General features: G+C 54.7%; 10 protein-coding genes. 3 read left to right on the forward strand and 7 right to left on the reverse strand.

What is annotated here, in order from left to right; genetic code table 11:
- The first annotated feature begins 151 nt into the window (after positions 1-151).
- Positions 152-433, forward strand: coding sequence for a hypothetical protein (locus tag ACR0BD_RS16265; RefSeq protein ID WP_480831966.1), 282 nt, complete (start codon positions 152-154; stop codon positions 431-433).
- Positions 434-494: 61 nt separating this feature from the next.
- Here the strand turns inward: ACR0BD_RS16265 and ACR0BD_RS16270 are convergent, their stop codons facing one another.
- Together ACR0BD_RS16270 and ACR0BD_RS16275 are read right to left on the reverse strand one after the other, a co-directional pair.
- Entirely contained in the window at positions 495-2615 is a 2121-nt protein-coding gene (locus ACR0BD_RS16270) for a GumC family protein (protein ID WP_480831968.1), read from the reverse strand.
- A gap of 74 nt (positions 2616-2689) precedes the next feature.
- Positions 2690-3376, reverse strand: a complete 687-nt coding sequence (locus ACR0BD_RS16275) for a sugar transferase (protein WP_480831970.1) — start codon at positions 3374-3376, stop codon at positions 2690-2692.
- A gap of 470 nt (positions 3377-3846) precedes the next feature.
- On the opposite strand from ACR0BD_RS16275, the gene ACR0BD_RS16280 reads away from it, so the two are divergent.
- Positions 3847-4608 (forward strand): hypothetical protein, encoded by a 762-nt coding sequence (locus tag ACR0BD_RS16280; RefSeq protein ID WP_480831972.1) that lies wholly within the window; start codon positions 3847-3849, stop codon positions 4606-4608.
- 24 nt (positions 4609-4632) lie between these two features.
- Here the strand turns inward: ACR0BD_RS16280 and ACR0BD_RS16285 are convergent, their stop codons facing one another.
- The 5 genes from ACR0BD_RS16285 to ACR0BD_RS16305 are packed head-to-tail and all read right to left on the reverse strand — an operon-like array spanning position 4633 to position 10781.
- Positions 4633-5880, reverse strand: a complete 1248-nt coding sequence (locus tag ACR0BD_RS16285) for an O-antigen ligase family protein (protein WP_480831974.1) — start codon at positions 5878-5880, stop codon at positions 4633-4635.
- A 43-nt stretch (positions 5881-5923) separates the two neighbouring features.
- A complete protein-coding gene (locus tag ACR0BD_RS16290; protein WP_480831976.1) occupies positions 5924-6769 on the reverse strand; it encodes a sulfotransferase domain-containing protein in 846 nt (281 codons plus the stop codon).
- Entirely contained in the window at positions 6766-8097 is a 1332-nt protein-coding gene (locus ACR0BD_RS16295) for a lipopolysaccharide biosynthesis protein (protein ID WP_480831977.1), read from the reverse strand. The genes ACR0BD_RS16290 and ACR0BD_RS16295 overlap by 4 nt, the downstream gene beginning before the upstream one ends.
- 13 nt (positions 8098-8110) lie before the next feature.
- Positions 8111-9289 (reverse strand): glycosyltransferase, encoded by a 1179-nt coding sequence (locus tag ACR0BD_RS16300; RefSeq protein ID WP_480831979.1) that lies wholly within the window; start codon positions 9287-9289, stop codon positions 8111-8113.
- Positions 9290-9347: 58 nt separating this feature from the next.
- Positions 9348-10781 carry a mannose-1-phosphate guanylyltransferase/mannose-6-phosphate isomerase gene (locus tag ACR0BD_RS16305; RefSeq protein ID WP_480831981.1) on the reverse strand — a complete coding sequence of 478 codons (1434 nt, stop codon included), beginning with the start codon at positions 10779-10781 and terminating at the stop codon, positions 9348-9350.
- Between the two features lie 292 nt (positions 10782-11073).
- Between ACR0BD_RS16305 and ACR0BD_RS16310 the strand changes: the two genes are divergently transcribed.
- Positions 11074-12063, forward strand: a complete 990-nt coding sequence (locus tag ACR0BD_RS16310; RefSeq protein ID WP_480831983.1) for a BMP family protein — start codon at positions 11074-11076, stop codon at positions 12061-12063.
- Positions 12064-12102: the final 39 nt, after the last annotated feature.

The following is a 12102-nucleotide window of genomic DNA, read 5'->3' on the forward strand; positions in this document are numbered from 1 at the left end:
TAACCGAATTTTAACACTTTTCATATCCAAGTAGTTCATAATAAATGTAGTTTTTGCTACTTTTCAGTTTCAAAACTGCCCAGCAATAACGAATTTTCGCACTCGACCATCAGTTTGTTCTGAGATCGAGTTGTGATTGAGGGGGATAAGAATGATCAGGCTTTCGATTTTTGCTTTGGGATTTTCAACCACTGCGGTACTGGCTCAAGATGGCTCGCCCGCTTCACAGAACGGCGCGCCTACCGCACCAAATGCCGAGATATCCAGAGGTGCGGAAGATGCTGCCAAGGTGGCTGAAGCCGCGGGTGTGACAGGCTTTGTGCCGCTTGTCGCTCCTGCGCTTGGGGTTGCGGCGGCGGCCATTGGTGTCGCGGCAGCGGGCGGCGGTGGATCGACCAACAGTACAACGAGCACGGTTAGCACAACGAACTGATTGAACAGGCCTTCTGTACGAAGGGCGCACTCACAATTTCAGGTCGGGCACGATTTGGCGATCAGTTGCTGTAATAGCTGTTCGCGTAGCCGCCGTAGGTATAGCCATACGCCTTTGCACCACGCGGGCTGATCTGCCCCATCACAATTCCCGTCAGGTGCTGATTATCGGTATGGAACAGGCGTAGCGCTTCGCTGACATCTTGCTCGGATGTGTCATTCCATTTCACGGTCAAAAGTACCGCGTCCGCGTTACGTGCGATCAACCGTGCATCTGACACCAGCAAAGTTGGCGGCGTATCGATTAATATGATGTCGTAGTGTTCGCGCATGCCGCTTAGAAACTGCCGAAAACGGTCCGACGCAAACAAGTCCGCTGCGTTGGCCGAGGTTTCCTCACCCGCGAGAACGTCACATCCAAGCAAAGGGTCCCGAAAAACGGCGTCTTGTGCGGAAATGTCTCCGGCCAGAACGGACACGATGCCTTGCTTGGGCACATTTTCCAACTGCGCCGTCATTGTCAGCCTTCGTATGTCACCTTCGACAAGCAGTACTTTCTTTCCGATGCCCACAAAATTCTGCGCCAGTGCTAGGGCGTTGGTGGTTTTGCCTTCGCCGGGCAGCGAAGATGTCATCACGATTACCTGCGGGGGCCGATCTACGTTAGACAGCATCAACGATGTTCGAAGGTTTCGAACCGCTTCAGCCGTCGCGGATGACGGTTTTGCAGCGAGATATTCCAAAACCGTGCGACGTCCCCGTGTTGGAAAGGCGGGAATTTGGCCCAGCACGCTGTATCCTGTCATGCGTTCTAGCTCTGGCGCGGATCGAAAGCCTTTGCGTCTGAGTTCATTCATCAGGACGATTGCGCTGCCTAAAAGGAGACCCAGAATCAAAGACATTCCCAGTATCATCGGTTTCCGCGGCCTAGACGGATCGCTTGGAACGACCGCTCTGGACAATTGTCGACTATCCGCTTTTTGAATTCCCTCCTGCGCCGAGGTTTCTTTTAACCGCGCCAGAAAATACTCATACAACAAGCGCACGGCTTCTGCTTCGCGACCGAGTTGCTGCAGCGTGATCAGATCCGCGCTTTGCTGGTCTATCTGTTGGGCCAACTCTTCCGTGGATTGCCTCAAGGCTTGCGCTTGTTGCGCCGCGCGCCGAACTTCCAATGCATTGCGAGCGACCACCCGTTGAAACGCCGTGTCAAAGGCGTCCTGGCTGGTTCCTGAGCCGTTCAAACTGTCAAATAGACGTGCCAGTTGTGAGTCTTGGCTGGCTTCCCTCTGCGCAGCACGATCCTTTGCCGCGATAAGGCTTTCGTATCGGATCTGTGCGGCGTTACGGGTCGCGTCTGCCGTTTCCAGACGCTCGCGCAGGTCTTTCAGCTGAACTTCTTGAAGCTGCAGAGCTTCGGGTGACACAAGAGTGGTGTCGGAATTGAACGCGTTGACCTTTGCCTCGGCAGTTTCCAGTTCCGCTTGCAACTCTGCCACACGGCCTGTTAGCCACGTAGTGGCTTGTTCTGTCGCGTCGAATTTCACTTCGATCTGGTTCAGAATGTAGAGGTCAACAATGGTATCGGCGATCAGGGCCGACTTGCGGGCGGACTCAGTATGAACCGTGATTTCAAATACAAGGCTTTGCGGCACATTCCGGATAGAGATCTTGCCAAGCAAAGCCGTGATCACATCGTCCCGGGTTAACTGATCTGCCAAATTGTCAGGTGTTGGGGGGACGGGATTAGGCCTGAGAAACTGCAACGAACGGTCCAGAGCGTTCGGTGGCTGCAGATCGGTGTTGAACTCCGGATCAGAGACCAGATCCAGCTTGCTCACAACTTTTTCCATCAGGCCGCGGGATTTCATAACTTCCAGTTCCGAGTTCACTTCGGCGGTGTCCCCGGCCAAGCCACCCACAACGCTTTGCAGGTCGACAACGCTGGCTTGATCCGTTTCCAGCATAACTACGGCTGTGGATTTGTAATGTGGAACGGCGGCGATAAATGCATAGTAAGCGCCCAGCAGTACAGTTGCCAAAGTAGATAACCCGATCACCCATTTACCGCGCCACAACGTTGCGACCAACGCGCTCAGATCAATTGTATCGCTTGCGAGCTCTTGCTCTGCGGGACGTCCGGCCGCTGTGAACTGCGTGTTGTGTATCGGAGTCTGCTTCATTCCGAACCTTTTTGGAGAATTCAAAGCACACGTATAAGATGTGTTCTGCCAATATCAACAAATAACGAAACTCTTCATCGACCCGTGCCGGTCAGGACGGCAGAAACCGTCAGGACGATGATTTTCAAGTCGTTGATCAGGCTGCGCCGGTCAAGGTAAGCCACGTCCATCGCCACCCTGTCACCATAGCTGATTTCGTTTCGACCCGAGACTTGCCAAAGCCCGGTTATACCCGGTTTTTGCGCAAGGTAAGCAGGTGCCGCCTTTCCGTATTTGACAAGTTCGATGGCAACGACAGGGCGCGGGCCAACAAAGCTCATTTCGCCCTTCAACACGTTCCAGATCTGAGGTAACTCGTCCAAACTGGTTCGGCGCAAGAAGTGTCCGATCCGATTAATACGCGGATCATTGGTCAGTTTGTGATCTCGCTCCCATTCTTCTGCTGCTTCGAGATTGGCTGCCAAGTGTGACTGAAGCCGCTGTTCTGCGTCGACGACCATAGTCCGTATTTTCCAACACTTGAACGTTTTAGAGTCTTTTCCAATACGTACATGACCAAAAAAGCCTGGCCCCCCGTCGCGACGTGCCAGTATCCATAAAACGGAGATGACCGGTGCTATGGCAGGCAACAGAACAAGCGCCAAGCCAAGATCAAGTAGCCGCTTTCCATACTTCGAATAGAGACCGGCTGTGGGAGGGTGCGGGTAGGTAACCGCGGCTGACCTGTCGGGTGTTCGCGCCGTAGAGGCAAAGTCCAACATCCAGAAATCCCTTCTGCCGCAAGCACAATTCAACGCGCCGATACAGCTTGTGGTATTTCCACTGTATGGCTCCTTGCGTGATAGGTTGAACTGGTAAACAAAGACTTAATTCCGGTACCGCAAAACCCCAGACAGAGGTGGCGCTTCCTGCCGGATAGCTGTGCTTAAGGTGAAGTTTAGAACTTTAAGAATAACAACTTTAAGAAGAGTATTTTTAAAACCGAAGCCATGTGCAGCGCAAATCTGCCGTTTATCACCACACCGAACGGTCGTCTAAGCCAACGTAAAAACTGTTCGGAAACCATTTCGGCGAACGCACACGCCCCCTTGGGTTTGTACGCAGATCAATTCGTCAAAATGGTGGAGACCAATGAAATTGTCCCAAGTGGAATGTGACATCCGGACTGTCATGGCCCGTAGGAAAGAACTGAACGCCGCGTGCGGCAGGCAACAAAGATCGGAGGTGCACGATGATTGATGTCAGCCTTTCGATTTCTTCGCTTGCTTTGCGCAAAGCGCATCAAAGTATTTCAGGTCTGGAACCACAATTGTGGCGCGATCCTTCGGATCGGGCGACCCTATTCCAGGATGCGGCTGGTTTAGTACCAGTCACGTTGGCCGGTGATCCGGTTCGACGCGTAAGCAACAAAGGAACTCTGGGGGGGTATTACCTTGCGCCCAGCGGCACCTCGGCACCGGTGTATCAAACCGATGGCACGCGTCATTGGCTGGAAAGCGACGGCGCTGACGACACGTTGGTGTTTCAAGGAGCGGTGCCGTTTTCGGCCGAGGTATTTGAGGCGGTCGCGTTTCGGACGCTTGGCTTCAGTCGTGCTTTCGCTCATATCGTTAGCAACCGAGGTAGCGGGGGCGGGGACCTTAAACAACGTCATCCGCTGATCTTTACCCTGCAATCGGATCCGGGGCGTGTCGTATGCTCATTCGGCGGGATTCAAAGCGCCGTTGATACAGGGGCATCTTTGGTTGGGGTCGATACGCTTGTCACAACGTCCAACAGCGCGGCCGGTATTTTGACAAACGTGAACGGCAATACTTTGGCCCAATCCGGCGCACCGCTTGAGGATGGCGGTTCTGAGCCCTATCGCGTTTCGGGCCCGAACCCTGCGCATATCAGGGACTACGGTGGCCTGCATATGAATCGGGTTCCAAACTCGGCGGAAGAAGCCATGATCACGCAGTTTTACGCCATGAAATCCGGCGCGACTTCATAACTGCAGAACATCTGTATGCCAGCCTTACGCAGGCTGGCATTTTCTGTATGCGAGGGACGCCATCAAAAACAGGGACAATCCGTAAATCGGTGCCCCGAATGAGTGCTGCGTCAGCGCTATGAAAAGAAGGCTCACCAGACTGGCCTTACCGATCTGAGACCACATCCTTTGGTGGGGTATCGTGCCGCCCAATCCAATCCACATGGAGCGATAGGCAAGGAAAAGCAGCACACTACCCAAAATCCCGAGCTCAGCCAAAAACTGAAGGTAGGAATTATGCGCCGTCTGTTCCGTTGGCGAGGCGACAGAGGCTTCTGTTACGACATAGAGCGCGTATGGCGTGCCTGAGAACACCCGCCCAATGTCGTTGATCCGACCGAAGCCGATCCCAACGATGGGAGAACGCATGAACTCTCCTGTTGTGCGTCCAAACAAATACCCACGGATGGCCAGGTTCGCGTTTCCAGACAGGTCAATGTCATCCGCCAACTCCCACGCCTTTCCGACCTCCAGCGGGTGTTCGGCGTGATACGCGACAAGGAAATTGCGCTGCATTGCATGAAAGGTGCGCGCGTTGGCGGCGTCGTTCAGGCGTTCAAACTGGCTGGGAAAGACACTGGCCATCAGGAAAATACCTGCCGGTGCAAGAACCACCACCGCAAGACCCGCTCGCAGTTTGCCCGAGCTTAGGTTTGTTGCGACAATCGCCAAAACCACAGCAAGCAGAGAAGTACGAGAATCTGTTCCCAAGAGTGCAACAACTGACATTCCCAGAAACAACAGATCCACCACCGCCCGTGAATAACTGTACCGATAGAAATGATAAAGCGTGGCCGTCACCGCAAAGGCTCCGGCTGCGTGATGTGAGCCGAATGTTGAAAAATTGCCCACTGCCGTGGCGGTGACGTTGGCCAACACAATCACTGTCAGGCCGCGCATCAGTAGGCCGATTTGCTTTTCTGGCGGAACGCTGGTGCTTAGCACATATAGGGCGGGCCAATAGTACAGAAAAACTCGGCCTTCCTTCCCTATCCAACTGGCAAGTGAGGTCTCTTGGATCGAGGCGAAACCGTTAAAGACCAGGCCGCTGACGACACAATAAAGGACAAACGCCCAGATCCATGCCGCGGGTTTCGTCAGGCTGCGCATCAGAACGATGGACGCAAAGGCGCAAAATGAAATTACTAGCGCTGCAGGCAGGGACGAGAGGCCCAGTAAAACGCCGCTCAACATCAGTAACCCGGTAATCAGGGTGGTCTTGTGAACTGTCACATGCCGCCCCGGGCGCCGGGTTGCAGCGGTTATCCCGGACACCTCAGCCAACAGACATGTCGCAAGACTGAGGACGCAAGAATTTGGCCAATTTGGCTTGGTCCGAGGCGAACTGATCAGTGAGTTGTTTCAAAACCTCGTTTGTAGGTTCCCCGCAGGTTTTTTCGGCAGATGATGTGTAAAGCATCCGCGATACATGCCGACTACTTTTGACTTTTGAAACGATGCTGGGCAGCCCCAGTCGACGCAACATCCAACCCGTGTTGCGTAACGCTGAAACAAGCGCGGGGTTGCGCGCAGATTGGGCCTCTAGAATGCGATCTGCGTAGGGCAGCGAGTCGATGAATGGGATGTCCAGAGCGTTAGACAGTGACCTACCAAAACCAACGGGGTCCGCCCCGAGCTGGTCGAAATCAAGCACGAATACGCGCTCTTCGCCCAGATGAGTGACAGCATTTTCGATGTGTTTCCCGAACAGCGAATTCTCGATGATTTCAGGAAACTCCTGGATGGCGTCTTCAAAACTCAGCCGCGTGCGCCCGATCTTCAGCATGTATTTCCAGTGCGAGATACTGCGGGCAATCGGGGAACGAACTGTCACCAAAAAGCGGCTGTCATGGGGCAAGTCCGTCGCAATCCGTTTCAGAGCTGTTTGCGAGTACAGGTAGTCGTGACAGATTTCGCCCACCCGCTTTGTGGCGGTTTGCTTGGGGAACTGACGCAGATACCATGCAGCACCCTTGTCGTAAAAGCGGTCAAAGTAGAAAAGCTCTTTGGCGTTCGCCAACGTGACGTCCGGATGCTGGTTGAGGATATGCCAAATCCAGGTCGAGCCACATTTGTCACCGCCTAGGTATAAAAAGTTCACGGGCAAGGGCGTTTGGGTCACGGTGTGCCCTCTTTTCTCAGTAGGGATAGATCGACGATGCCAGCGGAAATACCGGTTGCTCTGAAGATGAAGATATAGGCCGCGACGTTCAGTGCGATCAGGTTCAAGCTGATGCACATGGCGGCCCCCATGGTGCCCCACAGCGCGACGGCAGCGGGCAAGGCAGCAAGCGAAACACCCGTTGTTAGAGACAGTATTTTGAAATGCACACGCTCATACCCGGACATTTCCATGATCTGTACTGTGGGGCCTGCCAACGCGCTGACGAGGTATCCAAAGCTGATGACAATAAGCTCGGGATGCGCAGCTGAAAAACCCGCACCGAAGAGTTCCAGCACCCAACCGCCCCAGAGAACAAACACAACAAAACTGACAAGCGTGGGCAACCCTAGCATCAGGCTGATGCGGCGGCAGGTATTGCGCGCGCCGCTGACATCACCATGCCCCATTTGGGCGGCCAGCAACGGTGCCGCCACAATATTGATCGCCATCAGGAACAGTTCCAGAACCATTGCCGTACGTAACGCCGCGAATACGCCCCCAATGGCCGCAGCCGGCAGCAAACCACCCATGATGACGATGGCAAGGTTGCGTCCGGACGCATCCACGACCGAATTGCCCCACATTCCCCAAGAGGACGAGATCCACTTGCGTTTTGGGCTGAAATCCACCTTTCCGGCCACGTGGCGGGCTGGGTTGGTCAGAGGGACCAGAAAGCACTGGATCAGAACGATAGCCCCCAACGTAACCGTCATAGTGCGAAGCGTGGAAACCGGATCAATCGCTGGGATTGCCCCCGACACGCTGAGCATTGCGGTCGCGATTATACAAGCACGGAAGACGACGTCCCGTGGCAATAGCGCTCGCCAGACAGACCCCGCAGCACGTTGCGGATTGGGTTGAAATTCAGCAATCGCCAGAATGATCGTGAACTGCGCCGTTGCCCATAACAGGCTTTTTTGGTCTTCAAATATCGGCAAGACCGCAGCCGATATGCTCAGCGCAATCGCGGTGAACCCACATCCCAACAAAACGGTCAGATAGCTGAACCGCACCACTGCCCTTGCTTTGGCAAAATCCTGGGCATGGATGTAAAAAGATGCAAAACGCAGGACCAGATTGCGCTGTCCGCATGAGCCAATTACGGCAAGAAGCGTGGCGAGTGAAAAGGCAAAACTGAATTGACCGAACCCTTCGTCGCCCAACCCGCGGGACAGTGCAACGAACATAAGAAATGAAAGCCCTGCTGCGGCGCACTTAATGAACAGCGCAGACAGGCTTTTCAGGGCAAACCTTTTTCCAGATTGTTCCACGACGCCTATGCTCATACCGCCCAGTTCATTATGCGCGGCGTGCGTTTGATGCCGTCAGCTGCAGATCATGCGCTAACAGGTCGGCAATTCTGGATTTGAAGACCTGTTGGTCAAAACGCTCAGCATGTTCTCGGATTCTGGACGGCGCGTTCATCAAAGTGACATCTGCCTCAAGCGCATCAATCGCAGCGTTCAGGGCCTCTGCTGTTTGCTCGTAAAAATGCACTCCTGAAACGCCGGGAAGGACCGTATCCAAAGCCCCACCCCGACCATAGGCGACAACAGGGCGACCGGACGCCATCACCTCGACGGGTATGATCCCAAAATCTTCCTCACCGGGAAAGATCAACGCCTTGCAGGTGGCAAACTGCCGTTTAAGCTCGGCAAAGCCGACGCGCCCCAGAAAGGTTATGTTGGGATTGGCTTTTTGCGACAGAGCATCTCGCATCTCGCCATCGCCAACAACGATCAGCTTACGACCTGAGGCATTGAAGGCATCAATCGCCAGATCCGCCCGCTTGTAGGAGACCATCTCGCCCGCCAGCAGGTAGTGGTCTCCGATCTCATCTGATATGTCGAAGTCGTTCACCACGACGGGCGGATAAACGACGTCCGCCGTCCGTCGATAGTATTTCCCGATACGCTGTGCCACAAAGCTGGAATTGGCAACGAAACGATCCACCCGCGCTGAACTTGTGACATCCCAGATCCGCAACTTATGCGCCACGGTTGGCATAGCGAGCCGGGCAAGCCGTCCGGCTGAGGCGCGGTAGATGTGATAGTGGTCCCAGATGTAGCGCATCGGCGAGTGGCAATAGCAAAGATGCACAGCGTCAGGGCGCGGGATGATACCCTTGGCGGGGCCACTTTCGCTGGACAGGATGACGTCGAATTCGGTCATATCCACCAGCTCCAGCGCAAGTGGCATCAGCGGAAGGTATTTTTGATAGTGCTTTCTGGCACCCGGAAGCTTTGAGATGAAGGTTTCACGCACATCTTGCTTGCGGATTTTCTCACTGACCTGCTGCGGGTCATAAACATGTGTGATGATCACCGCATCCGGAAACAGATCAAGCAGGCTTTCGACAACTTTTTCACCGCCGCGCATGCCGACAAGCCAATAGTGAACGATTGCTACCCTGAGACCTGAAAAATCATACCCGGCGCTCGAGGGGCTCAGGGGCGGAATTGCCTCTGCTTCAGTCATTTCAGAAACCCAGAACTCAACGTTGGTTCACGACCGGCCTGTGCCGATACCGGAGGTGTTAGTCGCGCGCATAGACATCCTCGTACCGGATGATGTCGTCTTCTCCGACATACGCGCCCGTTTGCACTTCGATCAGGACCATGGGCACCTTGCCCGGGTTTTCCATCCGGTGGACTGCGCCCAGTGGGACGTAGACGCTCTGGTTTTCGGTCACCAGTGTCTCTTGTCCATCGATTGTCACTTTCGCGGTGCCTTCGACCACGATCCAATGTTCGGACCTGTGGACGTGGCTTTGCAGAGACAAGGACGCGCCCGGGTGAACCTGAATACGTTTCACCTGAAACCGATCACCGACCACGAGGCTTTCGAACCATCCCCACGGGCGGTGGTCCTTGGGAAATTGGGTGGCCTGTTCAGCCCCTTTTTCCTTTAGCGCTGCAACGGCCTTTTTGACGTCTTGCGCGCGCGACTTGTCGGCAACCAATACCGCGTCATTCATCGCGACAGCCATGATATTGTTCAAGCCTATCCCGACAACCTCAAGGCGCTCGCTGTCCGAGCGCAGTAATGTGTCCTGACAATCAATTGCGGTTGCATCACCGCTTGTCACGACGCCGTCTGCATCAGGGCCACTCTCGCGCCAGACGGCATCCCAGCCGCCCAAGTCTGACCACGCCGCGTCAAAAGGTACGACGGACAGGTTTTCGGCTTTTTCCATTACCGCATAGTCGATCGAGATATCTTGGGCACCCGCCCAAGGCTCCGGGGCTAGTCGCAAGAATCCAAGGTCAGGCTTTGCATCGTCCAGCGCGCGCTGGACGGGTTCCAGCAATTCGGGCGCGTGGGCACGGAAGGCGGCAATGATGTCGACGGCCCGGAACAGGAATATACCGGCATTCCATTTGAAATTACCGGCTGCCAGCATTTCTGCTGCACGGTCAGCATCAGGTTTTTCGACAAATTGCCTAAGCGCCACGGCCGCGCCACTGGTGCCCGGTTTTTCGGCAAGCTCAAGATAGCCATATGCCGTTTCCGCGTGTGTCGGCGTGATCCCGAAGGTGACCAGTTGCCCTTGCCCGACCGCGTCCAGTCCGCGAATGACGGCTGCGTGAAAGGCTGCGACATCAGGTACAACGTGATCAGACGGTGCGACCAACAACACCGCGTTTTCATCTTCTGCGTGTGCGCGCAAGGCCGCGGCCAAAACCGCGGGCGCAGTATTGCGTCCTTCTGGTTCGATCAAAATTGGCCCTGGGTCAATTCCCACTGCTTGCAGTTGTTCAGTGACGATAAAACGGAAATCCGAGTTGGTCAGAACCATTGGCGCCGCAAAGCTCAATGCCTCTGTTTGACCGGTTAACCGCAAGGCAGAACTTTGAAATAAGGTCTTGTCACCCATCAGAGAGGCGAATTGCTTAGGGTAGCTTTTCCGTGACAACGGCCACAAACGGGTTCCCGAGCCACCGCAAAGAAGAACTGGCGCTATCTGCATGATGAATCCACTCGGTCAAATGCTGGTTCTTCTGGTCCTAGAGAATGCCTCTTCCTTTGACAAGCTGAGCGTTGGAATCGGAGTAAAAAATTCAAATTCTGTGCCGCGCGTACTTGGTTTCGTCACAGACGATATCAATTTAAGGTTGTGTGTTCGCATGTCTTATCTATTCGAGTACGCTTAGTATTTACTCGCAACCGCCGTGAAAAATTACTGGACGGCCAATTACGCCGAGTAAAAAATTGACTGAACAGTAAAATAATGTTCGCATCACCCAAAACAGGAGGGTGTCATGGCCAATCAAAAATTTTCCCGACGCGTGTTGTTGGCCGCTGTTGCAGCGGCTTCAACGTTGTATTCAGCAGGGCTTGCGGCAGCAGAAACCGTAAAAGTCGCAGCAATCTATACGCTGCCGGTTGAACAACAGTGGATCAGCCGTATCCACAAAGCACTGAATGCCGCGGCCGAACGCGGGGATATCGAATATGTATTCTCGGAAAATGTGGCCAATACAGATTATGAACGCGTGATGCGCGAATATGCGGAACAGGGATCGCAACTGATTGTGGGCGAGGTGTTCGGCCTGGAACGCGCGGCGCGCAAGGTGGCCAAAGATTACCCGGACACCGCCTTTCTGATGGGGTCGTCGTTTGGGCCGGTCGGGCCGAATTTCTCGGTCTTTGATAACTGGATCCATGAGCCGTCTTATCTGACGGGCATGGTCGCCGGGGCCGCGACTGAATCGAATGTCATCGGAATGGTTGGCGGATATGCGATCCCCGAGGTAAACCGCCTGATGAATGCCTTCATGGACGGGGCTCGTGAAGTGAACCCCGATGTCAAATTCCTCGTGACCTTTATCGACAGCTGGTACGACCCGCCGAAAGCCAAGGAAAGCGCTATCGCGATGATGGATGCGGGCGCTGACGTCATGTATGCCGAACGCTTTGGTGTGTCAGACGCCGCGGTAGAGCGCGGGGTCAAGGCCGTGGGCAATGTGATCGACACGTCAGGCGATTATCCGGGAACGATCATGGCGTCGGCCCTGTGGCATATGGAGCCGACCATCGACAAGGCCGTCGCCAATGTGGCGAACGGATCGTTCGAGGCTGCAGATTATGGTCAGTACAGCTTTATGGGCTATGGCGGCGGCTCGATGGTTTTGGACGAAGAACTGGTCCCCGCCGAAGTCGTCGAAGCCGTAAATGCGCGGCAGGCCGAGATTCTGGATGGCCTGTTCCGGGTCAATGTGAACGACGATCGTCCGGTTTCAGACCAGTAATCGTTCCCGGGCCGGCCTGTTCGCCGGCCCGTTTTCCCA

This window comes from Ruegeria sp. G5, assembly GCF_056533365.1.